This is a genomic window from Oceanobacillus piezotolerans (assembly GCF_003665065.1).
GTDB classification, from domain to species: Bacteria; Bacillota; Bacilli; order Bacillales; family Amphibacillaceae; genus Oceanobacillus; species Oceanobacillus piezotolerans.
Genome location: NZ_RCHR01000001.1, coordinates 637077 through 662250 on the forward strand (window position 1 = coordinate 637077; position 25174 = coordinate 662250).

The 25174-nt window shown below is 32.5% G+C and carries 34 protein-coding genes and 3 pseudogenes; 1 reads left to right on the forward strand and 36 read right to left on the reverse strand.

Annotated elements, in window-relative coordinates; all coding sequences use genetic code 11:
• Nucleotides 1-99 precede the first annotated feature (99 nt).
• The 3 genes from D8M04_RS03285 to D8M04_RS03295 all read right to left on the reverse strand — a co-directional run bounded on the left by D8M04_RS03285 (nucleotide 100) and on the right by D8M04_RS03295 (nucleotide 2266).
• On the reverse strand, nucleotides 100-453 hold the full coding sequence (locus D8M04_RS03285; protein WP_121521376.1) for a DUF2200 domain-containing protein: 354 nt from the start codon (nucleotides 451-453) through the stop codon (nucleotides 100-102).
• Nucleotides 454-661: 208 nt separating this feature from the next.
• Complete coding sequence (locus tag D8M04_RS03290) at nucleotides 662-1087, reverse strand: MaoC family dehydratase (protein WP_121521378.1); 426 nt, start codon at nucleotides 1085-1087, stop codon at nucleotides 662-664.
• Between the two features lie 138 nt (nucleotides 1088-1225).
• Nucleotides 1226-2266: a DUF1835 domain-containing protein gene (locus tag D8M04_RS03295; RefSeq protein WP_121521380.1), complete on the reverse strand. Its 1041-nt coding sequence runs from the start codon at nucleotides 2264-2266 to the stop codon at nucleotides 1226-1228.
• Nucleotides 2267-2446: 180 nt separating this feature from the next.
• Between D8M04_RS03295 and D8M04_RS03300 the strand changes: the two genes are divergently transcribed.
• A complete protein-coding gene (locus D8M04_RS03300; protein WP_121521382.1) occupies nucleotides 2447-2695 on the forward strand; it encodes a hypothetical protein in 249 nt (82 codons plus the stop codon).
• Between the two features lie 502 nt (nucleotides 2696-3197).
• Here the strand turns inward: D8M04_RS03300 and D8M04_RS03310 are convergent.
• The 33 genes and pseudogenes from D8M04_RS03310 to D8M04_RS03470 form a co-directional block, all read right to left on the reverse strand.
• Nucleotides 3198-3422 (reverse strand): DUF3953 domain-containing protein, encoded by a 225-nt coding sequence (locus tag D8M04_RS03310; protein WP_121521386.1) that lies wholly within the window; start codon nucleotides 3420-3422, stop codon nucleotides 3198-3200.
• Between the two features lie 263 nt (nucleotides 3423-3685).
• Nucleotides 3686-4531 carry a GNAT family N-acetyltransferase gene (locus D8M04_RS03315; protein WP_121521388.1) on the reverse strand — a complete coding sequence of 282 codons (846 nt, stop codon included), beginning with the start codon at nucleotides 4529-4531 and terminating at the stop codon, nucleotides 3686-3688.
• Between the two features lie 444 nt (nucleotides 4532-4975).
• Nucleotides 4976-5278 carry a hypothetical protein gene (locus tag D8M04_RS03320; RefSeq protein WP_121521390.1) on the reverse strand — a complete coding sequence of 101 codons (303 nt, stop codon included), beginning with the start codon at nucleotides 5276-5278 and terminating at the stop codon, nucleotides 4976-4978.
• A 351-nt stretch (nucleotides 5279-5629) separates the two neighbouring features.
• The gene (locus D8M04_RS03330; RefSeq protein WP_121521394.1) at nucleotides 5630-6514 is read right to left on the reverse strand and encodes a CPBP family intramembrane glutamic endopeptidase; all 885 of its coding nucleotides are present in this window, start codon (nucleotides 6512-6514) and stop codon (nucleotides 5630-5632) included.
• A 462-nt stretch (nucleotides 6515-6976) separates the two neighbouring features.
• The gene (locus D8M04_RS03335; RefSeq protein WP_187695395.1) at nucleotides 6977-7792 is read right to left on the reverse strand and encodes a lipid II flippase Amj family protein; all 816 of its coding nucleotides are present in this window, start codon (nucleotides 7790-7792) and stop codon (nucleotides 6977-6979) included.
• Nucleotides 7793-7844: 52 nt separating this feature from the next.
• Nucleotides 7845-8252, reverse strand: coding sequence for an HIT family protein (locus tag D8M04_RS03340; RefSeq protein ID WP_121521396.1), 408 nt, complete (start codon nucleotides 8250-8252; stop codon nucleotides 7845-7847).
• Between the two features lie 169 nt (nucleotides 8253-8421).
• Entirely contained in the window at nucleotides 8422-8643 is a 222-nt protein-coding gene (locus D8M04_RS20635) for a GNAT family N-acetyltransferase (RefSeq protein WP_342772619.1), read from the reverse strand.
• 330 nt (nucleotides 8644-8973) lie between these two features.
• A complete protein-coding gene (locus tag D8M04_RS03350; RefSeq protein ID WP_246001099.1) occupies nucleotides 8974-9312 on the reverse strand; it encodes a DUF4359 domain-containing protein in 339 nt (112 codons plus the stop codon).
• A 122-nt stretch (nucleotides 9313-9434) separates the two neighbouring features.
• Entirely contained in the window at nucleotides 9435-9833 is a 399-nt protein-coding gene (locus D8M04_RS03355) for a VOC family protein (protein WP_121521398.1), read from the reverse strand.
• Nucleotides 9834-10263: 430 nt separating this feature from the next.
• Nucleotides 10264-10671 (reverse strand): VOC family protein, encoded by a 408-nt coding sequence (locus D8M04_RS03360; protein ID WP_121521400.1) that lies wholly within the window; start codon nucleotides 10669-10671, stop codon nucleotides 10264-10266.
• Nucleotides 10672-10806: 135 nt separating this feature from the next.
• A pseudogene (locus D8M04_RS03365) lies at nucleotides 10807-11252 on the reverse strand (GNAT family N-acetyltransferase).
• 295 nt (nucleotides 11253-11547) lie between these two features.
• Nucleotides 11548-12033 carry an HIT family protein gene (locus tag D8M04_RS03370; protein WP_121521402.1) on the reverse strand — a complete coding sequence of 162 codons (486 nt, stop codon included), beginning with the start codon at nucleotides 12031-12033 and terminating at the stop codon, nucleotides 11548-11550.
• A gap of 344 nt (nucleotides 12034-12377) precedes the next feature.
• A complete protein-coding gene (locus D8M04_RS03375; protein ID WP_121521404.1) occupies nucleotides 12378-12617 on the reverse strand; it encodes a hypothetical protein in 240 nt (79 codons plus the stop codon).
• Nucleotides 12618-12686: 69 nt separating this feature from the next.
• Nucleotides 12687-13150 (reverse strand): annotated as a pseudogene (locus D8M04_RS03380) (GNAT family N-acetyltransferase).
• A gap of 234 nt (nucleotides 13151-13384) precedes the next feature.
• Nucleotides 13385-14137, reverse strand: a complete 753-nt coding sequence (locus D8M04_RS03385; protein ID WP_121521407.1) for a phosphotransferase family protein — start codon at nucleotides 14135-14137, stop codon at nucleotides 13385-13387.
• Between the two features lie 168 nt (nucleotides 14138-14305).
• The gene (locus D8M04_RS03390) at nucleotides 14306-14881 is read right to left on the reverse strand and encodes a histidine phosphatase family protein (RefSeq protein ID WP_121521409.1); all 576 of its coding nucleotides are present in this window, start codon (nucleotides 14879-14881) and stop codon (nucleotides 14306-14308) included.
• Between the two features lie 29 nt (nucleotides 14882-14910).
• The gene (locus tag D8M04_RS03395; RefSeq protein WP_121521411.1) at nucleotides 14911-15825 is read right to left on the reverse strand and encodes an aminoglycoside phosphotransferase family protein; all 915 of its coding nucleotides are present in this window, start codon (nucleotides 15823-15825) and stop codon (nucleotides 14911-14913) included.
• Nucleotides 15826-16038: 213 nt separating this feature from the next.
• Nucleotides 16039-16572 (reverse strand): GNAT family N-acetyltransferase, encoded by a 534-nt coding sequence (locus D8M04_RS03400; protein ID WP_121521413.1) that lies wholly within the window; start codon nucleotides 16570-16572, stop codon nucleotides 16039-16041.
• A 114-nt stretch (nucleotides 16573-16686) separates the two neighbouring features.
• A complete protein-coding gene (locus tag D8M04_RS03405; RefSeq protein ID WP_121521415.1) occupies nucleotides 16687-17241 on the reverse strand; it encodes a GNAT family N-acetyltransferase in 555 nt (184 codons plus the stop codon).
• Nucleotides 17242-17352: 111 nt separating this feature from the next.
• Nucleotides 17353-17652: a DNA-binding protein gene (locus D8M04_RS03410; protein ID WP_121521417.1), complete on the reverse strand. Its 300-nt coding sequence runs from the start codon at nucleotides 17650-17652 to the stop codon at nucleotides 17353-17355.
• A gap of 43 nt (nucleotides 17653-17695) precedes the next feature.
• Entirely contained in the window at nucleotides 17696-18418 is a 723-nt protein-coding gene (locus D8M04_RS03415) for a DUF2812 domain-containing protein (RefSeq protein WP_121521419.1), read from the reverse strand.
• The gene (locus D8M04_RS03420) at nucleotides 18415-18732 is read right to left on the reverse strand and encodes a PadR family transcriptional regulator (RefSeq protein ID WP_121521421.1); all 318 of its coding nucleotides are present in this window, start codon (nucleotides 18730-18732) and stop codon (nucleotides 18415-18417) included. The genes D8M04_RS03415 and D8M04_RS03420 overlap by 4 nt, the downstream gene beginning before the upstream one ends.
• A 210-nt stretch (nucleotides 18733-18942) precedes the next feature.
• On the reverse strand, nucleotides 18943-19062 hold the full coding sequence (locus D8M04_RS20330) for a DUF4181 domain-containing protein (RefSeq protein ID WP_425463995.1): 120 nt from the start codon (nucleotides 19060-19062) through the stop codon (nucleotides 18943-18945).
• A gap of 7 nt (nucleotides 19063-19069) precedes the next feature.
• Nucleotides 19070-19330, reverse strand: coding sequence for a DUF4181 domain-containing protein (locus D8M04_RS20335; RefSeq protein ID WP_342772626.1), 261 nt, complete (start codon nucleotides 19328-19330; stop codon nucleotides 19070-19072).
• Between the two features lie 242 nt (nucleotides 19331-19572).
• Nucleotides 19573-19693, reverse strand: a pseudogene (locus D8M04_RS20340) (dihydrofolate reductase family protein); the annotation flags it as partial.
• Nucleotides 19694-19804: 111 nt separating this feature from the next.
• Nucleotides 19805-20248: a GNAT family N-acetyltransferase gene (locus D8M04_RS03435; protein ID WP_121521423.1), complete on the reverse strand. Its 444-nt coding sequence runs from the start codon at nucleotides 20246-20248 to the stop codon at nucleotides 19805-19807.
• A gap of 66 nt (nucleotides 20249-20314) precedes the next feature.
• A complete protein-coding gene (locus D8M04_RS03440; RefSeq protein ID WP_121521425.1) occupies nucleotides 20315-20875 on the reverse strand; it encodes a ClbS/DfsB family four-helix bundle protein in 561 nt (186 codons plus the stop codon).
• 298 nt (nucleotides 20876-21173) lie between these two features.
• Nucleotides 21174-21572, reverse strand: coding sequence for a VOC family protein (locus D8M04_RS03445; protein WP_121521427.1), 399 nt, complete (start codon nucleotides 21570-21572; stop codon nucleotides 21174-21176).
• A 190-nt stretch (nucleotides 21573-21762) separates the two neighbouring features.
• Entirely contained in the window at nucleotides 21763-22143 is a 381-nt protein-coding gene (locus D8M04_RS03450; protein WP_121521429.1) for a DMT family transporter, read from the reverse strand.
• Between the two features lie 130 nt (nucleotides 22144-22273).
• Entirely contained in the window at nucleotides 22274-22468 is a 195-nt protein-coding gene (locus tag D8M04_RS03455; protein ID WP_121521430.1) for a hypothetical protein, read from the reverse strand.
• A 242-nt stretch (nucleotides 22469-22710) separates the two neighbouring features.
• Nucleotides 22711-23205, reverse strand: coding sequence for a GNAT family N-acetyltransferase (locus D8M04_RS03460; RefSeq protein ID WP_342772620.1), 495 nt, complete (start codon nucleotides 23203-23205; stop codon nucleotides 22711-22713).
• A 534-nt stretch (nucleotides 23206-23739) separates the two neighbouring features.
• Complete coding sequence (locus D8M04_RS03465; protein WP_121521432.1) at nucleotides 23740-24051, reverse strand: hypothetical protein; 312 nt, start codon at nucleotides 24049-24051, stop codon at nucleotides 23740-23742.
• Nucleotides 24052-24068: 17 nt separating this feature from the next.
• Complete coding sequence (locus D8M04_RS03470; RefSeq protein WP_121521433.1) at nucleotides 24069-25106, reverse strand: DUF2332 domain-containing protein; 1038 nt, start codon at nucleotides 25104-25106, stop codon at nucleotides 24069-24071.
• Between the last annotated feature and the right edge of the window lie 68 nt (nucleotides 25107-25174).

Consider the following 25174-nt stretch of genomic DNA (forward strand, 5'->3'; position numbering starts at 1 on the left):
CTTTTAAAATGAAGAGTTTGCCAAAATACTTAAATCACGATAAAACAAACAAACACCGATCCTTTTATATATTATAAATGGCTCAGTGTTTACTCTTTATTATGGGGTTCTCAAAATTTTCTCCATTTTCTTTCCTTTTGCTAATTCATCAATCAACTTATCCATGTAACGGATTTCCTGCATAATAGGTTCTTCGATGTCTTCCACCCGGATACCACAGATTACCCCTTTGATTAAAGACCTAGAAGGACTTAGTTTGGGAGCTTCCGCAAAGAAAGTTTCAAAATCTGTCTGTTTTTCCAATTGCGTTTCTAACTCCTCTTGGCTATATCCTGTTAACCAACGAATAATTTCATCGACTTCTGATTTGGTTCTTCCTTTTCTCTCTGCCTTTGTAATATAATGTGGATAGACACTAGCGACACTCATTGTATAAATTCTATGTTTAGCCATGTAAAATACTTCCTTATAGTGTTTTCTTTATTATATTATGAAAAATAGGTGGTTTCAATAAAATTAACTATAGGAGTAGCCGTCAGTGGACTTTGTTTAAAGTCCGCACAAGAAGGTATATTAGAGTTCCATTACTAAATAATACCATGTAGCTCCTAATTATGCGTTTCATTATCTTCAATTCTGTCAAAACGCTTTTTATTCTTTATTACCGTTTAATCAATGCAGACAAATCTCCTTTAAAGACTTTTTCTTTTTTAAGATTGTAAGTGGATAACCTTAGCGTAATAATTCCTGTTTCATTTTTTAAGGCTTTCTTATTAATTACCTCCACTGTTGTATACAGCTCATCACCTGGATACACGGGTTTTATAAACTTAATATTATTCATGCCAGTTCCAGCGATAATATCATCACCATGCCTGCCTTGTTCAATCCAAAGTTTAAATGAGATAGCTAATGTATGTATACCAGAAGCAATGATTCCATTAAACCTACCTTGTGCTGCTTTTTCTTCTTCTAAATGCATATATTGTGGATCCAACTCTCCTGCAAATCTAATAATATCCTCTTTTGATAATTTATATGCTTCAGTTTCGAATATATCGCCAATTGTAAATTCATCTAATTTCATAAAACACCTCAATAAAATATAGTAATTAAACAGTTTTTTAATTTTAACATCTGTTAATAAGAGTTAGTACTAATTTGAGTGTTATAGACCTTACCTTATTTTAGAAAATCCTTAACCTAATTACATTTCCTTGAATACTTACCTGAGTTTTATACTATAAAACCTCATCGCTTTTGGAACACCTTTAATTTCGAAAATGCCATTCATAATTAACTGTCTTACTCTATACTCAATATATTCATCACTAATATACTGATCCAAATATCCAATGACCTCTCCTATTAGGCGTGCAGATTTCATAAATTCTTTACTTTTTTGCTGTTTATGCAGTTTCTTAGCTTTATTGATAATATACTCATCAAAATAGGATTCATCTACACTCTTAATCATTTTATATTGCCATATTCTAAGCACTTCTTTTGTAGTAGATAGATGCTGCCATTCCTCCTCAAGAATTTTACGCTGCTCTTGACTTAAGGAGGAACCATTTCTGTTTTTCTCATAAATGAACCTTAACTTTTCAGGTATTATTTCCCCGGTATGTAATGGGTAAGATTCTGTATCTGGAATATTGAATTGGGATTTAAGTTGTTCAGTTGAATTGATTAAACTGATTTCGTTATTCCTTTCTCTTAATAAATACAGAACAAACCGTAAAGCTGTTTGTTCATGAGCGTTCTCCCCAGCCCAAATGGTAATTCGGATGTTCTTAGGAATAGCGTTAATCATGGAGATTGTGTTATTGAAATGGAAAAGATATTGATCAAGACAGTCATCATCATATATGAGATGATTTTTTATCCATTCATACCTGTGCTTAACTCCTGTATTTTCATGCAAACGCCACATAGGCCCAATAGAAAATAAATCCGAAAATGAAATGACGTTTTCCTCTTCATGCAATTTCATCTCATGTAATACTCTTTTTAAAGTACCTGATGATGAAGCATCAAACAAAATATGCACATTTTTATAACTCTTATTATCTTTAGCTTTAGTTCCATTACTTTTATAATGTAAGAATTCATGATACGTTTTCTTCAAATCGATAATAAATTCGCTCTCCGTATAGCGGTTGGATTCTTCCAGCATCTTCAGTCGTAGAAATGTTTGTAATAAAAGCGATTTCATTTCGTCATTAGAAGAATTATTAAGAATTCTTTTTAATTCATCAATCATGCTTGTCTCCCACCTTTTGCAGATAATTTACTAATTCGATAGTAATCGATTCTTTTGATCCAAATAAACATAATTTCAGCTATACTTTTATACTCTCAGTACATCTTGTAATTAGTGATTTAAAATCTCTCAAAAACATAGAAATATAAAAAAATATAGCCAATGTTAAGCAGAATTGCAATGAGTGATTTAATAAAAGACTCTCTTAACAAAATAGCTCCCATTCCTAAAAACGCACCACTAAATGCCACCATTGGCAAAAAAAATATAACTATGCTTACAATTCCTAAACTAAAACCGGCAAACGAATATGTAAAAATTACGATTAAACTTATCGCAATATTAAAAGCTAGACAAAGGAATGACATATTATTTAAAGGCATCAAGTTTCCAACTCCAATAGATTTTCGTTTAGCTCGTTCTTCGTAGAATATTCCTACTTCGCTAGAAGGTCATTATACCTGCTTTTTAAAAATTATTAAGTCATAGAACAATAAGGTTAATGCTTGTTATTTCCCAAATCGTGTTGATTAGATAAAAATTTTACTTAATACTCTTTATTTGTTTATCATACAAAAAAAACAAAGAGCAACAGGCTAATGGATAATAGAATGAAAGCAATCTGAATTGTGATATACATTGTAAATTCAAAAGCAGATAGCTTCCTTTGTTTTTTCTCTTTTTCTAAATGCCGAAGATAAAAAGGCGAAGTAATAACTAAAACAGATATAGAAATTGTCCGTAAAATTTCCGCAAAGACTATCAAATGATTCACTCTTTTCTATGGTTCATTCAAATAATAAACCCAAAATCTAATTTTGATATTCATTTAAATTCTGGTATGACTGCATTCTCTATAGAACGTATGAAGTCATTGAATCCCCTCACATATCACAACAATAATTTCCGATTAACTCTTACACACTTAAGCTTAAAAGAAATCTATTACCGAAACAAATATATTAAACAATCCACCTATAATAAGTAAATAGCCTATTGTTTTCTTTTCTTTGGGTATTGCTTCGACCCCCATTGTTAAAAGCAATGCTCCTAAGAATACCATCGAAATAGTTGTTGTATCTACACTTGGGTTCAAGAGTCCATAACCAGATAATACCATAAGTGATATAGCTAGGACTGCGATAATAATATTCAACTTCCCCCTCCATCATTTGTTCAAATGTAATTAATATTACGAAATTGTACAATAATGGTTTCATTAAATAACAAGGCTGTCCAACCGATAAATTTCGCGTTAAAAATGGCGGGTATTTTCAAAATCGCTTTGCTGTTATGTAAATATGAAAAGGAGGGATTGCGTGTTAAAGAATTTAACGTACGTTCTACTATCGACTTTTTGGTGTTACACTTTAATGGTACCGCACCATTTAAACAAACTTGTTAATATTGATATTTTATCTAAACCATTTTATACATTTCATATTGTTCTATATTAACTTTCTTAAATCCCGTTTTTCTAAGGAAGTCGGCCATATTAATATTATCAGGCATACTGATACTTAATTTTGCCAAATTTAGCTGCTTTACTGCGTATGAAATAAGATTACTAGCAACTCCTTTACACCTTTCTCCTTCAAGGACATATAAAAAATTAATTATCCCTGCTTTCGTAATAACTAATGCAGCTATAACCTGTTTATCGCCGTAAGCAGCAAAACAGTGAGCAGTGTGATCTTTAATAAAGTAGTCTACTTCATTCTGCCAGTTAATGTGTGTTGATAAAATGCGATTTCTTAGTTCTTCTGCTACTGATAAACCAACTTTTTCTACCTTTAAATTAGTATTGTGTTTAATCCAATTGACATTTATTGAACTGTTGAAATAGGTGATTATATTTCCCTTTTTGAATCCTTGTTTCTCATAGAAGCGGATGGCACGTTCGTTGTCTTTTAAAACTTCTAAACTAAATCGCTCACATTGTTGCTTATTTCCATTTTCAATAAACAATTGGAAAAGCTCTTGACTCACACCTCTTCCACGAAATTCCGGTGTTATACATAAAGTACCACACCTTAAGTTTTTATATCCATCAAACTTTCTAATTCCGCCAAGTATTAATCCAACAGGTACATCCTCTTTAAATGCAATAAATGAGTCTTCTAATGTATTTCCTTCAGGTCCAAAAAATCTATCAATAAACGGATCAAGTGGTAGATTCATAGGAATTGCGTAATCTGAGAAACCACTTAAAAAGGCTTGATGGATTAAGGATGGATCTACAACTGAACAAATCTTATAGTTCATAATGTACCTCCGTACTATTTGGGATTTTTATAATCATTTTGTAGCTATATCGGAATGCTGTTAGTTAGTAATTTAACTTATTATCTGCAATAAAACCCTTAATAAAAAAACAAATTAATAATAATCCATAAGTATTCTATTCTAACTCGGATATGGTTATTCATTTTGGTTCCATAGCTACATTGGTGGAACTAAAAGTTAAGGCAGAATATCCGTTGCCTCCATATCTAATTAAGACTTAACACAAATCCGCTACTTTATTCACTCCTAATCTTTCTCCCATCTTCTTAAAAAAGTACTTATTCCTCTTTTTTATTAGAATTCTTATCTGGCTTTCCCCAATAATATAAGAATCCTGCCGAAGATAATATAACTAACAAAGTATAAACGAAGCCCATTGTTATCCCCCTATTAATTACTTCTAGTTTATGTATCTTAGATAATCTATTGTTGTCTCGTCCAATCAAAATCTCTTATTAATAAACCTTGCTTTTTTGCATAGTCATTAATGGCTTTAATTAATTTATTCTTATATATGGAAAATGAATAGTGAATTTCCCTTTTTTGATTTATTTCATATTCTTCATAAATGATAAAGTTCAATAGATCCATCTTTTTAACTATAAATTGATTGCATTCATATTCCCCACTCCTGATATTGACAGAATATATAAAACTAATAATACCATCATAGTAATCTTGATGAGAGATTTCAGTTTCTAAAAATGACTGCAGCATTCCGTGCATTCAAACCCACCTCCCAAACTCTTCATTCCTTCAAGTAATCTATCCTGTTAAAAGTCTCGAAAAAAGTACAATAAATACTGCTATAATTATTCCAATGACTTGTTTATATGTTGTATTTGGATATGCAGTAATTATTTTCTCGATTATACAATTACTAAAATAATTAACGCTTATTAAGATTTGAGCTGTAAATAACATCATTAATTCCAATCTCTATCGTTCTATTATTAATTAAAAAGCCTGCACTAAATACAATAACCATTTCACTTTCACTTTTTTCAGTGATTTTCTCCTGGATTTTGTAATACCCATTTTCGAATGCTGCAAAAGATCTGTCGATAAAACAGGCCATTATTTTTTGGAATCTACCTTTCTCAAAATTATAAAACAAAAAATCGCGTATAAAAGGATATCTATCGTAACAACAAGATATGGATTCACTGTTTCGACTAGAAACATAGAAGGTATTCCGCCCATTACGTTATTTTCTGTCGTTATAAATAAGCAAACAAATATATTATTTGCTGCGTGAGCTCCAATTGCTAATTCTAAACTATTCGTTTTTGCAGTAATATAGGTTAATATAAAACCAGAGAAAAGATAGTCTAATGCAATAATCCAGCCGTACGACATCTCCGGATTAAAAAAGTGAAGCGACCCGAATATGGCACCAACAATAATAGCTAAAATAATTGGATTTTTAGTGAATTTGGCCAGCCATTGCAGCAGCAATCCTCTGAAAAACAACTCTTCAGACGTCGTTTGAATGGGAATAAGAATGATTGCTGCAATAATCAACAGCAAATAACTCTTCCAGTCCACAATATTAAAGGAATAACTGCCGAATTGAAATATCATAGTAATAACTTGAATAATAAAAAGCAAAATAAAAAATACAGAAAACCCAAAAATAATTCTTCTCCAATTAATCCGTTCATATGGTGTAATTAAAGATTTAAACCCACGCTTCAAAACAAACCGGACTGAGAACCAACAGCCTAAAATAATAAATATGGTGATAAACAAATCCACATAAAGGCTTAATAGAGGATCAGTAATCAGTAAATCTGCTTCATTGACTAGAGAATCATCGAAATTATTGATTCCATTTAGTATGCCAAAATATACTGCACCAGTTATTATTAAACCAAAAACAATGATAGTAATGAATAAAGATAAAATATATCTGGGATGCGTATTTTTGCCTTTTTCCACGCGCAAGAATTCAGTTAGCATTTCAACACACGACCTTTTCTATTATATTTTGCTTAATGAACGTTTAGATACAGCCGGTCTTTTACCATAGCCCTCCTAACGAACCGACTTATAATAATTTTATGCGTTGATATCCATAAACTTTAACTCAACAATACGCCAACCTATTTTAATCTTCATTTTTTATACGCGGTAATTGAAGAAAAAGTTCCATTCATTCTAAAATTCTGCCTCATCATAGAAATAGACCGCACCCTTGAACGATCTCATTGTTTATTGTAAAGAACCATGTTCTAATGCAAAAGGCATCTATATAAGAATAAGACTTAAATAGATGCCTCCTTAAAAAGTATTTCTTTTCCATATAATCCTAGTTGGAAAAAGATACTTTTATCAGTGTTTAACTTTTAATTTGTTTATTTTTTCCATGTGAATTTTGTAATGGCAGAAATTCTTCTATTATTTCATATGTATTGTTGTTAACTATACAATGAATTGAGTAAACCAAGCAATATATTTTGCACCTGGAATAAATATTACTTGTGCTAACAGAGTTCCTAATAACCTTGATGAAACCATCATTATAGATGCATTTTTTAAATTGATATAGCTTCCCTTTTGGTTAATCACATCATCTGCAAGGATTGAAATTTTTGGGTCTATAAAGACAATGAGCAAGATTGTGGCTAGTCCATTAATTAAACCTGATGCCATTACTGCTGTTGTCGCCCTCTCAGGTGCAAGCAATGCTGCATACAGTGCTGATAATACTCCTATTGTATAAATTGCAGTAATCAACATATTAATGCAAAATAATTTAATTGGTATATCTCGCCAGTTCATATCTTTTAAGTATACGAACTTAGGTAAATGAACATGTTTTTTTGCACGTTTTAGATAAGGTATTGTAAGCCCCTTTCTCAATAATGCTGGAATAGAACCTCGTTCATCTGCTAAATGAATGATTGCTCTCGAAAAAATAGCAATGAATGTTGGTAACAACAGTAGACCAATAATTGTTCCTAATGTTGCAGAACCAATTAAGATTCTGTATTGACCTGCTACGAACTCCAGAGCATTTTCTTTTGGCGCATTGTCAATCAAACTTCCTGTAAAAGGCTGTTGCATCATATTTGCTAACCTTGAAACCATTACCATTACATTAAACAGGGAAAGGGCCGAAGCTAATAGCTTTACTCTTGCACCCAATAACCTTACTGAATATGCTAATGTTTCGATTGAATGAATGATTAAGATAAAAAATCCAATCATTATTAATTGTGTTGTAAAATATTCCATATACATTCCCTACTCTATGTTATAGGATAGCACTGGTGTTACCTTAGTAGCTTTATCGTATAAATTCTTTAAGATTATTAGTTAAAGAGATAAATTCTCCCTTTGATACGGTTATTTCTGGTTCGACCCAAGTGAAACCATCATTTAAAAAACGAGGAATAATGTGCATATGATAATGCTCCACATCTTTAAATATTCCATTGTTTTGCATTATTGAGATTCCATCCGTTTTTAATACAACTTCTAGAGCAATTGCAATTTGTTGTGATGAAAGGATAACTTGAGTTAAACTTTCTGAGTCCACTTCACTAAACTCTCTATAATGCTTCTTAGGCACCACTAGAATATGGCCTTTGTTTATTGGATATTTATCCAGAAAACAACAAACTATATCATTCTCATATATGATATAAGCATCCTCTTTCTTAGATAAAATGTCACAAAACACACACCGTTTCATTTATCCAGCTTCCCCCTGAATTTGTTATAAATAATTTTCTAATCCCTCTAAACAATGAAGTAAAAATATGAATTTCAATATTAACATAATACTTAGATGATTTTTTCAATCTATAATCTATAAGGAAATGACGATTATGTGGAATCGTCCAATTGAACTTCTGCGGACGTTAGCCAATGAACTTTTTCTCAAGAATAATTTTATGTAATCCTTTTTCGTCAGTATAAGTTCCTATAATATCAAATCCATGTTTTATATTTAGAATTAACATGCCTCTCCATTTGTTCATTGTTTTAGTTTGAACAATCTTATAGCCTTCCTTTTTTAAATATTGATGTTGTTTTTCCATTAACTTAGAAGCGACTCCTTTTTCTCTGTAGTGAGAGCTCACTCCCCCTAACCAGCTATAAAACTTTTTTTATCAACCTCATATCCCATCTTGAATCCAATAACTTTTTTATCATCCATCGCTGTGATAACTAGTAACTTTGGTTTGGTGAGCATTTTTTCTATTAAATTATCATTAGTACTAAAAATTATATTTTGTAATCTAAGATTCCTTCTAATACATCTTCGTTAGGCATGGAATGAAAAACATGATAACTAGCAGTCAATGTAAATCTCCTTCTTTCCAAAGAAAGATTCATGTATTTGTTTCTGTTGATCTTTTTGTTATTTTGAATATGATTGCTTTAATAAATACTACTACACTCTCACCTCTTCAGTTTAATATCTCCCATAGAATCCCATCATCCATTGGAAAGAGGTTACCAAAAACACCAAAGAGCCTAATCGTTATTTTTTCACCGTTCTCAAATTCAACATACTTTTCATAAGAAGAGAATAAGCCAGTATTTCTAAAATGAGAAGAATTATTCTTTATTCTAATTTCCTTATTGTCTTTAATACACTTTTCATCTTGATCTTCACCATTACACTCTATTCCATTCTCTTTAAGAATCCATTGATTATAATCTGCTTTACTAGGGTTAGTAAATATCATAATAGCTATTAGAAGGATTACTATAATTAATACAGATAGCCACTTTTTCTTTACCAAATGTAAATCCACCCCTTCACCTAATTTAACGTTATCTAGGATTTTATATCCATCTTTTAATTAAAATGTGCTCTAATTCAACTAGAGAAGCCATGCTTCCTTCTTGAAAGATCGTTTAAAAACTATTTAGGAGCGACAAGTTCCACTTTAATTCTATCGGGGTCTTCAAAGTAAACGGCATAGTGATTATCTCCACCGGCAAAAGGATGACTTTTTGGATAAAGGATATTTACTCCTTTTTCTTTTAGTTTGCTTGTCATATCATCTACTTGCTGACGTGAACTTGCGTGAAACGCCAAGTGATTAAGACCTACTCGACATCTATGGTACGGAGTATCTAAAAATCTTTCCTCTGCTTGTACAAAAACAATGTATGTATCATCTAACTTCCAGCTTCGTCCACGTTCCCAATCTTGAAAAGGCGTATAACCTAATTCTTCAAGAAACCATCCCCAAAAATCTACAGTCTTACATATATCTGATACGTTTATTTCAATATGATGGAGCAATCCCTTGGACATGGAAAACCTCTCTTTCTTTGACCGTAATTTAAATCAACCCGATTATTAGATCATAGATAAATATTCTACTTTATAAAAACCTGTTTCCCGTGTCAACGTATACAACCATAAATAAAATAATGGCAAAAAATAATAAAAGACCAAGAATGTACAATCAGTTAATTTTATATGCTTCACTAATTAACCAGAACAACATACTAAAGACAAGGCAAACATTTCTCCCCATAAACTTAGAGAGAGCAGTTGTATCATTTTTCTTCTTTACTATGGAGGTATTGTGTTATAGCCTGTAATTAAGAAGGATCCTCTGCCATTTCTTAGAAAAATACCCATTACTATAAACAACATAATGACACCCATCATTTCAATCATTCTTATACCCGCAGTACAATATTTTTTGAAAAATCCTAGACAGAATATGTTGTGTTTATTAGGTAAAAGACCTGTTCATTAAAACTATTCGCCAACCGTCAGGGTCTTCAATAGTAACTCCCAGTTCTTTCCAATATTCATTCTCTGCTTCAACTTCAGGATAACCCATTATCTTTAATCGCTCTGTTACTTTGTCGATTTCTTTTTTATCAGTTATATAAAAGACCAATAGATTATCTTTTGTAGGTGCAGGGCAAGGACTTCCATCAATATGGCGTGTGAATTCCAAATGATAATTAACATCCGGTAAGCCAAATATTACTCCATCATAACCCCTGTGTCCTTTAAACTGTCCAATTTGTTTAAGTCCTAAGCCATTTTGGTAAAAATCAATGATTTCTTCAAATTTGTCAGTTGGCCTCGCAATTCTAACTTGTGCTGCTGTAAAATCTTTGAATTTCAAAATAAAACAACCTTTCTAGATAGATTTTTAACTCCAATTAGCAAACATATCATAAAGTAGCTAAATTCACAGATTACTATACCTGCAAGATTTATTATCTCATAATTGATAATCGGACTCCTGTAAACGCGAGTGATTTCACAACGATAAACTCATGATAAGCTGTTCTCCAATAGGACCACTTTTTCTCCTGCCTGTATCTTTAAAACCTACTTTTGAGTACAGTCTTTGAGCAGGAATGTTTTTATGATTAACAGCTAGTACAATCTCGTCACAGCTAGGAAATTCAGATTTAATAAATTCACCCAATAAGTTCATAGCTTGTTTAGCATATCCTTTTCCTTGCTTCGTATAATTAATGGATAATGCGGTTAATAACATGGCATTAGGATTATTGCAATACTCCTTTACACGTTTCGTTGTATGTAATAAAAAGAACCCAACAGGTTCATACTCGCTTAGTATAACGATTCGAAAGGTAGTGCACTAAATTTTACTTGTGTTTCAGGGAGTTCAAAAGCCATTAACTCCTTCAAATATTCGTTAGAATAATGTATCAATTCAACGTAACCATCTGTTCCCATAATACGGTATTCCTCTCTTTTTCAATTGGTGGTAAAATTTCCACTCCTCAACCTACAATACCTGAAAAACGTGTTTGTATTATTTCCTTCTTGATTAAGATTTTCTAGCTCTTGTTTTGTTAGAGGATTTTGTAAATACCAATGATTTTTTCTTAGCTGGCCCAATGAATTTCCTCCTTAGTTTTACTTAAACTAATTTCCCTCGTAAAAAATAAAATCTATAGATGTAAATGCACCTATTGCAATTAAAAAAGGTGATCTTATACGCTTCACCCTTTAGTTAAAAAACAAATATTCATTTATTTAATGCTTTGGTTAATGAGTCGATTGCAGCCATTACTTCTTGCATATTCTCATTATCGTTCAGATTATTACGAGCATGAAGCAGTACTGGTCTAACGGATTCAACCAAGCGACCAAATTTGTCGATCCAATCATATCTTGGAACCATCCAAGTATGAAAATGATGGGTTGTATCTTCGTTGTAAAAGTAATAAACGGACTCAATGCCTAATACATCTCTTTGTGCCTTCCTTAGCTTTGAAAGAACCTGAATATAATCTGTTTTTTCTTCTTCTATTAATTCATCAAAACATTTGATATGTCGTTTAGAAGCTAATATGATGAGTCCCTTTATTGGATACGCAACATCCTGATGAGCATGGAAATAATCAGTTTCTAGCACAACCCCACCTTCTGGTTCTATTACCCCACTTGTTAAAGCGCAACTTAAACACTGAACTTCTACTGTTCTACCGTTAGAGAAAGTTATTTTCTTCACATATTTCTCTCCTAAGCTATTCATGTGGATTCTATTATTTTCAACTTTGTCCTTATGGATATTGTTGTTATGTTAGGCTACCCGTTGGTATAAATTTTTGGTAGTTTTTTTACTAAAAGTTTCCCATAGCTTCTCATGATTACTAGCTACATTAATGGTGACTATAAAAGAATATGGTAAAATTCTTACATAAACTTTATTATTATTTATAAAACTCCTCTTCTTAATCGTCATTTTTACTGTGTTCTCATAATACTACGGTTAAGAGTATGAAAAGTTACATATATTTTTGTGTTCTTTAAATATATTTCTTCATTTAAAAGAGCGCCAAGAAGTTAATAAGATTATGAATTACAGCGACACTCATATTCTTTAAATTTATATTCTCTATACAATCTAAACTCTTTAAAATCACTTGTCTGCGACTCATAAACTTTTATAATAGGCGCAACATCCTTCTTTGCAAAATCCCTAACTTGTTCTTCCAAATCAATAGACGCATCTATAGGGTATTCATTCATATTTTCATATAGATTATTATGTTCACAAACATCATACGACACTGCAATATAATATCGTCTCATCATACCACCCCATTATTTCAATAAAACTTTAATAACCATTCTTCGTTTCCGCCCCCTTTCATTGAATAACTAAACCTCTAGAACCATCCTTACCGTTTTTAGTATATGACCATCAGAATTATCGTCATACTCTTCAGTGATGTTAAAACCTTTCGCTTGGTAAAAAGTTTTCCTATTTTATTCTCCTTCTCAACATTTATATAGATCTCCCTTACACCTTCTAATGATCGTATTCCTTCTTGTAACAAAGCAGTTCCGATTCCCTTTCCTTGATGTTCAGGATAAATATATATGGCACCTAATTCTACCTCGCCCCCATTTTTAACCGGGGAGTAATTAGCAAAACCAACGATGTTTTTCTTTACTTCTGCAACAAGAAATAAGGAGCCATTTAGACTTTTTTGCATCATTTCATCACTATATGCAATCTTTAAAAAGTTTTCTTGTATATCAGAAGGAATGATCCCTTCATAAGTCGAATTCCATGTTGCTCGTGCTATCTCTTGAACTTTGACAATGTCTTCTTTTGTCATTTTTTCGAATTGAGAGACTCACTTATATCATCCTCCGCATCATTTTTATGTGGTACCACTTCATATTTTCATGGATTAAATACCTTCACAAAGTATAGAAGAACACATCCAAAGAGACAAGTTGCCTCTGTGTAACCACTTTAAAACACTTACCTTTGATAACGTGGCTTTCTAAAGGAAATCGTATTCCGAATGTTTCTTTAGTGCCTCTGCACTAGAAAGTTGATTAGTAAATTAAAGTGGAAAATAATGATGAATGATTTCCATGAGGCGCTCAGAATTTTCGGTTGATACATTTTCCGATAGTCTTGCTGCTGCCATAATTGGAGCCCATTCAAATATTTCCTTCTTTGACAAACCACTTTTCTCCAAATATAATCGCAAATATAACTCGGCTAACTCTTCGGAAAACTGAGAATACAAAAGGTACGTCCTATAAATATCCGCACGAATGTCCCCTGCACTTGAATCAACCCAATCTATAATTGTAACTTTGTCATTCTCTGTAATAATCAAATTAAAAAGATGATAATCTCCATGACATAGTCTATTCTCAAATGTCATCGATTCTAATTTCGCTATTAACTGAGATTTATGCTGTTCTTCCAAATAGATAGTTCTTGCAATTTGATGTCGTAATCTATCTATCATAGGTTCAAATGAATCGGCTACTACCTTATGTATTTTTCGTTGGATATCAACGGAGATATTCATGTAATATTCTGCTCTATCCATGTTTTTAGATACGATTTCACCTATTGTCTTACCTTTAACATATTCCATAATGATGGCCTGTTTTCCATTTATTTTTGTTACATCAATAATTTTAGGAACATTAAGGCCAAGCGAGTAGGCAAGGCTTTGCTTATTCGCTTCATACATGGACTCCGTTAAAGGCAGATGATCTTTAAATACTTTAAAAATCCTTCCTTCATGAAGAAAAATCTCAGCTGTATATCCATTTGCGAATGGAACGCCTAAATTCAATCGCTTTCCCTCCTTTTATACTGGATCCTAAAATTAGCGATTAAATATATTTCTAGGGCTTATTTCTTAACCTGACATACATTAAGAGAGTGGCTGTCGTTTCATTTAACCCTCTACATTAGCTAGCCAGCAAGTTTAAATAGTTCATCTATATTTTTCATTTTTTCCTTATATAGTAGATTCCCATAATCTCTTAACTTCTACTAATTCCTCTCCATAATATTCCATTTTGTATATATCTGGTTTTGATGTTTGGAGCAAAAATTCAAGACCAAATTTACGATCATAATATCCCATCAATAAAGTCATCACAACTCCATGAGTACCTATAACTACTTTTTTTCCTTGATAAGTTTTTAAAACTTCTTTTAAGATATTTATTGCCCTTGCCTGGCATTCTACATTAGACTCTCCGCCCGGTAATTTGAAATCAGGTACTGAAAATGACTTTTCTACTATCGGAAGTAATTCTTTGTCGGCTATTCGTATATTTTCTCTCGTAAAGATTCTTTCCTTAAGGTCTTCGTATACTAAAACTTCTTGTCCTATTTGATTTGCTAGTTCCTGAACCGTTAGAATTGATCGCTTGTAAGGGCTCGAAATAACAGCGTCTACCCCTTCTTCTGTTAAGCGTTTTGTTATCAGCTGGGCGTCTATATACCCTTTTTCTGTTAACTCTCTTGTTCTTTCACTTCCTTCTTTTGGTGAATCACCGTGTCTTACCATGTATATAAACGTTTTCAAAATACGCACCTCTTTTCAGAATCCCTAATCTAATTATAGTCTGTGTCACCAATTACGATCTCGATTAAGTTATTAAACAAATTTTGTTGTGAGGGATTTTGCCAGTCCTTTTCGAACTCAGCCATCAGCCACATTACCTCATCAAGGAAGATATGTTGTATCGACTTTTTCCAAAAGAACTTTTCTTTGTCTGTTAAAGTGACATATTCTTTGTATCCTGATAAGAACAGATTCCATTCATCTATAGTGAAAATCCGGTCTGGCGCTTCTCTATGCTCATTATGAAAAAGCAGTAATGCTAAGGCTAAATCAAAAATTCTTGGTATCCAGCTTGCATTATCAGGATCAATCAAAAATGGTTCCGGGATGAAGACTAAATTATTCGCTTTAAAATCATGAGGACTTGCAACATGAGGTAATTCTGCATGGGAAAGTTCTGCTTGATACTCTACACTCTCGAGTAACTTTGCTTTTAACCCTGTATCAATTTTCAATCCAGCTTTATCTGCATGATGTTTTATTGCTTCCATACTCTCTTCTACTTCTTGCTCATTAAAATCGTATATATTATATTCAAGAAGATCATATACATTTGAAACTGGTGAAAGACGATGAATCAGCCCTAACAATTTCCCAGCCTCAAGGATTTCCTTTTTTTCACCTGAATATTTGTTGCCTTCTATAAATGGATAAACTACAAAGTTTGATTCGTTAAATTTTTGTGGATTATCTACTGTTAACTTAACAGGTGTGACAACATTTACTCCTCTATCCTTTAGCATAGAAGTATAAGCCATTACTTGACGTGCTTTCCTCTGCGTGCGTTTCACTATAAAATCATCATCGCCATGTCGAACAAGATATACAGGTGAATATGGATAAATACTTATTGGTTCTTCCTTAACTTTAAATCCAAATCTATTCAGAATCTCTTTTCCATTCATATTTTTATCCCCCAGTTGATATGCATTAACTTTTAACTTATTCTGTTATTAGTAGACTGCTAGTAGTTAATAAATATACCATTCACCTAGTGCTCATTCTCTTATTAAATAGCTTGCCTCTTAATACAATAGTTCAACAAAAAAGGTGGTTAATCCTTCTTGGATCAACGCACCCTATAAATAACATACAAATCTATTAATAAATCACATTACCTATTTGTAATCTTCCTTTAGAATTCCATATACATCTACATCTTCGTATTTTCCCCATCTTAAAATATCCTGTTTTAAGGTCCCTTCATATTTCAAACCAATTTTCTCCATAACCTTACTTGAAGCTTTATTTTTACTCATAATTGGGGCCCACACGCGATTCAAGCCTAATTCACCAAAGCCGAATTCAAGCACTGTTTTAGCAGCTTCTGTTGCAATGCCTTTTCCCCAATATTCTTTGCCTATCCAATAAGCTAATTCACCTTTGTTATGTAATTTATCTACTCTAATAGTCATGGTTCCTACAAGCTTATTTTCTGTTTTTAGAATGACAGCAAATGGAAAAGCATTACCATTTTTCATAAGTTGTGAATGACTACTAATCCAATTTTCAGCGAGTTCTATTGTATAGGGATGAGGTAAAAAAGTAGTTTCAGCTAATTCCTTGTCTCCAGCAAGCACTTGCACTTTACTGGCGTCACTTAATTCATAAGGTCGTAATACTAAACGCTCCGTATTCAGTGATTGCAACATATTAAGTATACCTTCCTTGTTCTTTTTTATTATTCTATCACACATAATAGTAAAAGTTTTCTATATTGTAGAAAAGTAATAACATACATCAATCAGTGGTAGACGAAGGACTATTTAGTTCCTTTGTCTCTCTTCCCATTCGCTTCTCAATATCCCCATCTTAATCGCGTCAAAATACTCCCCGTTCACTGTCCTTGCCTGTCTTATTCTTGCTTCTTCTATCATTCCTATTTTTTCTGCTACCTTTACCATTCTTGTATTGCCAGACCATGTTGACATTCCTAAACGGTGTAAATCAGTAGAGTTAAAAAGAAAATCAATCCATAATTTATAAGCTTCCGTCCCATAGCCACCATTCCAATAATTACTATCATAAATTACTATTCCTGTTTCCAGCCAGTTAGTATTTTGATCTACCCAGTAGCAACCAACGGATCCAATCACTTTCCCATCCGCTCTTATAACCATGGAAGCAGGAACATTTGGGTAAATTTCTTCCTCCCAACTTTTTTGGTAATCTATTTTGGTTACTTTTTCCTCAGGAATATAAGGCCCATTCCACTTTTTTGCTTCTTGTCCATTTTCTTCATACTTCCAAAAATATAACTCATCAATATCTTTCTTTGTTGCCCTTGATATTATAGCTTTCTTCCCAATCATTTCTTTCATCTTTAAAGACTTCTCCCTTAATTCAGTATGTAGAATAAAAATAAACCCTAAGCTACAGTTATCTTTGAGTATGTAAATGAACTGTTCATCGAGCACTACCAACATTTAACTTTATTTGTAAGTATCATTTGATGAAACCCAATCCATAAATTGTCTATATGGATAATAGGTTGTTCCATTTAAATTTATCTTAGGAGCGTCTGGGTTTCTTCTCAATAACTCTGTAATTTCATTTTTATCTAAGTTAAGGTAAAATTCCAATTCACTTTCTTTTAGAAAGAGATGGTAGTTTTGACCTTTCTCCGGATGCCCCATATTTTGTAGACCTTTTCCAATAAAATACCCCATAAGTGTCAAACCTACTGCTAACAAAACTAATCCAGTGCCTAATCCAGATATCTCTATTTCCATTAAATCTCCTCCATTATTATACGTTTATCTCTATTTGTCACAGCTAATTTCGTTTTCTTCCTACTATGTGATAAAGGGACATCATGCCCCATATTGCAGTGGGAAATGCGATTCCTCCTATTGCCATTGAAGTTATAATTCTAATTACGTTATCAGGAAAAAATACTGATAGAAAACCAATCACAGTGATTAGGAAGATGACGAATGGAACGACTCTTAATAATATTGCAGTTCCTTTCTTACCTTTTACTTTCCATTTGTTACTGTAAGTTGCAGCTAATGTACAAGCTATCGGAAGAACAAACGAACTGAGTATCGCTGCAACGAAGAAAAGAATAACTTTTAAAGTCCCTGTGCTCAGCGAAAATATTGTCCACAAAATTATAGTCGAAAGGAACAGGGATATCGATACATTTTTCATGGAACTATTTAAATTCTTATACTTTTCAACCGTTGTATCCTGATCACTATATATCGGATTTGTTCCAGAATTTGCTCTAAATAAGTGGATATTGGCTTCCGATGTGACATGTGACCATCCTGAAGAAGAGAAAAATTCCAAGTACTCTTCTTTTTCATCTTCATTTAATGGTCGATAGTCTATACTGTAGATATAATCTCTGCTCTCACCTTTTTCAAGTGTGTATCCCATAAACTTGAAATCACGGACATGCCAGCCTTTCAATGAATATCTACGTAATTTTCCCATATCTTGTTCTTCCGCAAAAGCTAGTCCCCCAGAGGTAATATACTTCGTTTGTCTCATTCTCTAACCTCCTTAAGTCCATTTTCAGCTAGATGAATCATCTGCTTTCTTACATTTAAATCTGCTTCTAAAACTTCTCTTCCTTTTTCGGTGAGCAAATACGTTTTACGTCTTGAATCTGACCCATCATATAGATAAATCCATTCTTGTTTTAACAATTTTTTTATAATCGTGTACATGGAAGCAGGACCAATCGTAATGGCGCCATTGGATGTTTTTTCCATTAAATTCATAATCCCATACCCATGCCTTGGTTCTGTTAAAGCAGCCATTATATAAAACATGGAATCTGTTAATTGCTCCGTTTTCTTCAATCGATCACCTTCTATATCTTTATAAGATATATCATAAAGTGTTATATATCTAAAAATAATATATCAACATATGATATAAATGTCTATAGGTATATCAAAAAATGATACAAGTTAGTTCCTTTGTTGTTGCTCGACCATTTTTTCTTTTCATACAGAACAGGAAAGGGATTAGCCAATCAGATACTCCCTTCCCACTATTTGGTTCATATGTTAATCAAACCATCCAATAAAGTTATTAGCAAACAAAGAATACAATAATATAGTGATAAACACTAATTGACTGATGGTAAATATATAAGCATTTCTATTTTCTTCATATTTCCACTCCATAATAGCCTTAGCTGTTTCCGTTAGAAAGAGAAATAGAAAGACTATATAGTATGATTCCAAATACCAGATTTTTCTCTAAAGGCTCTCTTCCGGAGTTTACGATAAAACCAATCAATAAAACGATAATAAAAATTATCCTGATTGTCCGATCGATCCATTTATGTTTATCATTAATATAAGTAGACGAAAAGATATTTTTCCTCTCTACTTTTAGCAACTTTCTCATTACAGTATTAAATAAGAATAACAGTAATCCCAACGTAGCCATAAACAAAAATAGCTTCAGCAAGAAATTTGATTCAACCCCTAGATCATACACAATTTCTCTCCCCTTTTTAAGTATCCCTCCAACGATATTAAAGCAAATACCTACTGCCCCATTACAAAATAAATCGACTTAATGTGTTAACGAACCCATTTGTTTTCTATTAAAGTCACGCATCCTAATCTGCAATTATTTCTCAGTTTTACGATATATTAATTGAACAACTCCAGAACTAAACTTTCTTGAATGAACCTCATCTCAGAATCAATTATGCACCAATCTACCTCCCCATTTTTCCCTTCAACAAAACCGTCCAGAGTAACTGATATCCAATAGTATTTTTCTTTTCCTGCTTTTGTTAGGTATTTCACTTCATTCCTTTACTTTTTTATAATCCCTCACAATACATGAAAGCTTTTTTTGCAACCTTTTTTTCGGTAAAAAAAGACCGTCACCTTAGACGATCCTTAAATTGTACTAATATAGAAGCTTTAACTTTAAACCTTCATGTGTTGCTTTAAAACCTAATCGTTCATAAAATCTTATTGCGTCTGGTCGTTTTTTATCCGTTGTCAGCTGGATTAAATGGCAACCGCGTTCTTCTGCGCGCTGGATTGCCCATTTGATTAATTCAGTGCCTATACCCTTTCCTCTTACCGAAGCCGACGTTCTTACCCCTTCAATTGTAGCTCTCCAACCACCTTGATGGGTTAAATAAGGAGTAAAAGTAATTTGTACGACGCCTATTACTTCTTTGTCACAAAAAGCCACTACTAATTCGTTATTTGGGTCAGATGTTATCGCCTCAAATGCTTTTATGTAACTATTCGGAAGTGGATCTTCAAAACGTTCACGTTTACTTCCCAAAACATCATCCGCAAGCATGGCCACTATCGTTATCAAGTCACCTTTAGTGGCCATCCTAAATCCTAATTCCTTCTTAAATGGAATCTCCCCCTCTTTTTAGTAAACTTTTTAATTCAAAGCTTACGATTGCCTGGAATACTTTAATGAGTCTTGTTTAATAGTTATTTCTTCCCCTTCTATAATTGAGTTGGCAATCACTTCACATTTTTTGATAGCCCACAGGTAATGATTAGACGTGTTCGCAGCAAAATAACTGTATAAATTACTAGTTTTAGTCCACTTAAAGTATTTTTTTGACATGAGTTCTTCATCAGTATGTAATTTAATTAAATCCATTACTCTTTGATGGCTTAGTTTCAATTTTTTAAAAGCTTGATTAAAAGTTACATCTTGGTAATTTTCCCAGATTTGCATATTTAGCAAATTAATATTCCTCCATTTATAACCCGGTGCCGGTATAGAAGGAGTATCACCATCCATACCTTCTCTGTACCATCTTTCAAGCATTGCATGCCATTCATACAAATGCATGAGGATATCCCGGAAATTCTTATCCCTTTCTGGAGTTTCAATGGAAATACTTCTTTTTCTGCTAGGTACGGATTCTATTATTTCAAGTAATCTTTTAAAATTCTGGTCACTATTCATTAGTAGAATTTCTTTTTCACTCTGCTCTGCCATGATTCTCTCCCCATCTTTTATAACCTGCTTTTTATTAGAAAAATCGGGTACAGTCTTATAATAGCATTTATCGTAAAAATATTTTTATTAAGTAAGGATCATTATTAATAACAGCAAAAATGACTGGATGAGTGACTAAATGAGGTAATTTTCCTGTAAATCGGTACTTATCTATAAATGACAGGTTGTATCTTAGTAGTTTTTGGTGTTATAAGACTTATAATCTTTTGATGTCATTTATATGCTCAACAATTGATAAAATACAGGTTAGAAACTAGATTCTGAAAATACTTATGTATTATTTAGGCAAATTAAGCTGCCATGAGATCCCAAAACGATCAACAAGCCAGCCGAATTTCTTACTGAAACCATAGTCACCAATGGGCATGAGGGCTGCTCCACCATCTTGCAGTTTTTGATAAAGATAATCCATTTCGTCTTCTTTATCGCAAGTAACATAAATGGAAAACGAAGGTGTAAAAGAAAATTCATGTTTTACATTACTATCAATACACATAAATTCTTGGCCTTTTAATGAAAAAACTGCTTGCATCACTGTTCCTTCTTCCCCAGCTTCATCAGCTCCATATCGAACTATACTTTTGATTTCTGAATCCTCAATTAACGAGGTATAATAGTTCATCGCTTCTTCCGCATTTCCGTCTTGAAACATTAAAAACGGTGTAACTTTTGACATCTTTATCAACCTTTCAAAAAAGATAATAGTACTAGATATATTATAAAGCCTTTATACAATATAAATAATCTGATACGTATGTTTTATTTTAAGCTAGTTAGAAACATTTAGTAGTCCACGTTAACCTTTTTTGTACTTTCTATAACCAAATTAAAACTCTGACTCGTTTTCCTCATTACATTGGCTCAAATTAAGAAAAATCATTCTCTGAGACGGTCATCATTTTGTTTGCTTTATTAGATGTTTCTTCATGACCCGGACCAAATAAATTTAGAATGATAACCCCTGCAAGAATTAAAAGGATTCCTGCAATACTAGCAAGATTAATTTTTTCTTTCCATATTAAAACCGATATGATAGTAGTAAAAACAAGTCCTAGTCCTGACCACATTGCATATGCAGTATTTAAAGGAATGTTTTTAAGTGATAATGACAAAAAATAAAAACTAAACACAAATGCTATTATTAATCCAATTGTAGGAAAAAGTTTTGAGAACCCTTCAGAGGCTTTTAATAAGGAAGTACCAATTAGTTCTGCAACTATTGCAAATAGCAAGTAAAGATATGACATTTAATTCCTCCTGTATCTTGTTGTGGTCATGAATTAGTGTTTTGAGTCCTTCGTTAAAATGAATGGTGTTTTATTTAAGAGACATTGGCACTCTCCCCTCTCTTTCAATAAATATCAAAGAGTTGATTCACTATTGCCTCTTTAACTTTCTTTCACTTACAACTTGATAAAATTGAAAAAACGTAAATAAAATAGCCAATACAGCTATAAAGCTTAATAAAACAGGATTACTTAAAGAAATGCTGTTATTAATCGATAAAATGATTACAATCAACCAAAAACCAGCTAGCTTTAATATTCTATTTGCAATATTATTTTTAAACAAATCTCTCACCCCTTATGTTAGCCATTCTTTAAGAATACTAGTCATTCATAGATATATATCTATACGGTTTAAATTGCAAAATGTTTCGATTTCAAAATTACTAAACAATAAACCTGGCTCAATATTTAAAAAACATTCTCCCCATTAATAGTTTATTATTCCATTTCTCTCAATCAGAAAAAGGAGAGTGTTTTGATATTCTTCTTTGCTAACATAATAGATTATGAAGGGTTACTTCTGATTTAAATAGGACGCGTTTTTGCATAAATTGCTTGCTCAGCCCCAAATCTGATTACTGTTCGCTCTAATTTCATACCAACTCTTTCTAATAACTTACAGGAGTAAATATTTGCTGTTTGTGTTTCAGCAACAACTTTAAAGTGGTTTAACTCATACAAAACATAATGAATAATGAACTGAACTACCTCTGTTGCATAACCTTTTCCCCACCAATTCGGTAATAGTTGATATGAAATTTCATGACAAATACCATCGTGATGTGGATCTATACTTACTAGCCCGATAAAATCACCGGTGTGTTTTTCTCTGACAATCCAGTAAAAAGAGTCTTCATCGGCATAAAGCATTTCAGAGAATACTGCTTCCATTTCATCATCGTGGCGTATGCCACCAAGATATTTTCTTACTTCAGAATTGACGTATAAGCTTTTTACCTCAGCATAATCAGAATTTTGCAAGGTATTAATGGAACATCGGGTTGATTCGAACAAATTCATACCTCCTATTAAATGGTAAAGACTCCCATCGGTCATTGTTTTAATTCTACTTCAATTGTTCGTGGCTCATGCCCTTCCACATATATAACGACATTGGCCTCGCCATCATTTAACCAGTTTACAGATACATCTTCAGGTTCTATATTAATCCTATCCGTTGTATGAATTTTTCTCTCAATATAAGTGGTGTTATCATACTTAATTCTTATTCTAGGAACAGGAGAATCTCCTATTTCAACAACTTCAATCCTATTTTTATTATTAGGCGAATCACTTACAACCAGCAGTGTTTCTTCAGGGAAGAATAAAATAAAGAAAACCTTTAATGGGTACCAAGCAATAACTCATAAAAGTAAAAGCACTAAGATAATGCCCCAGATAAAACAGCCGATTCCAGATATGAATTTTGTTTTTTGTTGTTCTTCCATGTAATCATTATTCCAATCCATCTCCTTATTCCCCACAATCTTGTAACATTCCCAGCTAAATACGGGGCAATAAAACTTAAAAAAACCTATTACTATAACATGAATTTTAATATGGCTTTATTTCAATATAATTTTCCTCAGTTATTTCATTTTTATCAGGAACTAGTAAGGACTGAAAGGATTCAAATAGTTCTTGTATTTCTTTCTGCCCATTTATCATAATTATTTTTTCTTCATACTCATCCTTATCTTTATATCTTGTTACCTCTATCCATTTCGTGTCATCGTCTTGATTATTTAGGTATAGTAGATCGATATCTAAATACCTGTCATAAATTTCGGATGTTTTTTTCTGAATATCTAAATATTCTTCTACTCTATCTTTTTGAATATGATATTGATAAACTTTAACATACACTTTTCTGTCCCCCTAAATTATCTCCTTCCATTTTCAAACCATTGAAACCATCTGCCATGCCCATCCGTTTCTGCGATCATATGACAACTTTCTATCCCATTCAAATAATAATCCAGATGTAAGTACTTATCTTGAATGTTATTATATATATGGAAAACATCTCTCTCCTTCCCAATAGCTTCTACAGTTTGTAACAGAACCTTTTTCTTTTCTAACGGTATTTGATTTGCAACGTGAGTATGAAAAATACAGATAACACTTTCTTTTGGAATACTGTTAACACATTTAGGTAACAAACTTATACCATCTCCATCAACGAGTCTTACTGAAGCTTTCTTCATATAATTTGCAGCTTCTTCAAACATAAGCATTCTATCTGTATGCTCGGTCCATATTAATGCTTTAAGCCACAATTCTTCTTCCTCATCATTTAAATCAACTGTATTTATATCTAAACCAATCCTAGTTGAAATTGGTGGTGGCATTAAATGGAGGATTGGGGTATTCGCTCCTTTTACTTCAGTTGAAAGATGAAGTTTTGAATTTTTATTACCATAAATAATATTTGTCCCGTATGAGTAAGAATATTTATCCCATAAAAGCTGTAATCCAGCACTTGTCCCGATTTCGATAAGTGCTAATGGTTTCTTTGCCATCTCGTAAATCGTACAAAAAACTGGATAAAGATAGGCACATCTCCTTACTTCATTCGTTTGCACAAGTTTGGTTTTTAGGATGGATTCAACTTCTATTTGATATGTTAAGCAGAAATCCTTAAAGAATTGGAATGATTCCTTATATGATTTTGCATGAGGTACGATACTTGGATAATACTCCCTTAAAGAGTGTTCCTTTCCTTTTAGTAAGAGATAATGAATTGCAGCAAATAAGAGGTTTGGTACGGGTTGCCCTTTTCGCGCCTTACTACAAATTGCAAGAAGATGATTGTCTGATGCAATTTTGATAGATAGATGTTCATATAATAAGCTAGAACCCTTACACTCCTTTTCAGCAAAAGTCAAAAAGTTTCGAGACAACTTTTCTTTTTTAATCAAATAAGCTCCCCCTTTTATGTTTTGGGCGACTATTTTAATGGTAAATTAGCTCATACAGCGAGAATAAA

Excerpts from the sequence above, each read along its gene's own strand:
- D8M04_RS03300 (WP_121521382.1), top strand. The coding sequence starts at position 2,447 with ATGAGTGATTTAATAAAAGACTCTCTTAACAAAATAGCTCCCATTCCT.
- D8M04_RS03330 (WP_121521394.1), bottom strand. The coding sequence starts at position 6,514 with ATGCTAACTGAATTCTTGCGCGTGGAAAAAGGCAAAAATACGCATCCC.
- D8M04_RS03395 (WP_121521411.1), bottom strand. The coding sequence starts at position 15,825 with ATGAATGGAAAAGAGATTCTGAATAGATTTGGATTTAAAGTTAAGGAA.
- D8M04_RS03400 (WP_121521413.1), bottom strand. The coding sequence starts at position 16,572 with ATGTTGCAATCACTGAATACGGAGCGTTTAGTATTACGACCTTATGAA.
- D8M04_RS03335 (WP_187695395.1), bottom strand. The coding sequence starts at position 7,792 with ATGGAATATTTTACAACACAATTAATAATGATTGGATTTTTTATCTTA.
- D8M04_RS20330 (WP_425463995.1), bottom strand. The coding sequence starts at position 19,062 with ATGGAGTGGAAATATGAAGAAAATAGAAATGCTTATATATTTACCATC.
- D8M04_RS20335 (WP_342772626.1), bottom strand. The coding sequence starts at position 19,330 with ATGGCTACGTTGGGATTACTGTTATTCTTATTTAATACTGTAATGAGA.
- D8M04_RS03450 (WP_121521429.1), bottom strand. The coding sequence starts at position 22,143 with ATGTCATATCTTTACTTGCTATTTGCAATAGTTGCAGAACTAATTGGT.
- D8M04_RS03375 (WP_121521404.1), bottom strand. The coding sequence starts at position 12,617 with ATGAGACGATATTATATTGCAGTGTCGTATGATGTTTGTGAACATAAT.
- D8M04_RS03355 (WP_121521398.1), bottom strand. The coding sequence starts at position 9,833 with ATGTCCAAGGGATTGCTCCATCATATTGAAATAAACGTATCAGATATA.
- D8M04_RS03445 (WP_121521427.1), bottom strand. The coding sequence starts at position 21,572 with ATGTCAAAAGTTACACCGTTTTTAATGTTTCAAGACGGAAATGCGGAA.
- D8M04_RS03435 (WP_121521423.1), bottom strand. The coding sequence starts at position 20,248 with ATGGCCACTAAAGGTGACTTGATAACGATAGTGGCCATGCTTGCGGAT.
- D8M04_RS03285 (WP_121521376.1), bottom strand. The coding sequence starts at position 453 with ATGGCTAAACATAGAATTTATACAATGAGTGTCGCTAGTGTCTATCCA.
- D8M04_RS03315 (WP_121521388.1), bottom strand. The coding sequence starts at position 4,531 with ATGAACTATAAGATTTGTTCAGTTGTAGATCCATCCTTAATCCATCAA.
- D8M04_RS03410 (WP_121521417.1), bottom strand. The coding sequence starts at position 17,652 with ATGGAAATAGAGATATCTGGATTAGGCACTGGATTAGTTTTGTTAGCA.
- D8M04_RS03460 (WP_342772620.1), bottom strand. The coding sequence starts at position 23,205 with ATGAATTTGTTCGAATCAACCCGATGTTCCATTAATACCTTGCAAAAT.
- D8M04_RS03405 (WP_121521415.1), bottom strand. The coding sequence starts at position 17,241 with ATGAAAGAAATGATTGGGAAGAAAGCTATAATATCAAGGGCAACAAAG.
- D8M04_RS03440 (WP_121521425.1), bottom strand. The coding sequence starts at position 20,875 with ATGGCAGAGCAGAGTGAAAAAGAAATTCTACTAATGAATAGTGACCAG.
- D8M04_RS03295 (WP_121521380.1), bottom strand. The coding sequence starts at position 2,266 with ATGATTGATGAATTAAAAAGAATTCTTAATAATTCTTCTAATGACGAA.
- D8M04_RS03340 (WP_121521396.1), bottom strand. The coding sequence starts at position 8,252 with ATGAAACGGTGTGTGTTTTGTGACATTTTATCTAAGAAAGAGGATGCT.
- D8M04_RS03290 (WP_121521378.1), bottom strand. The coding sequence starts at position 1,087 with ATGAAATTAGATGAATTTACAATTGGCGATATATTCGAAACTGAAGCA.
- D8M04_RS03415 (WP_121521419.1), bottom strand. The coding sequence starts at position 18,418 with ATGAGACAAACGAAGTATATTACCTCTGGGGGACTAGCTTTTGCGGAA.
- D8M04_RS03320 (WP_121521390.1), bottom strand. The coding sequence starts at position 5,278 with ATGCACGGAATGCTGCAGTCATTTTTAGAAACTGAAATCTCTCATCAA.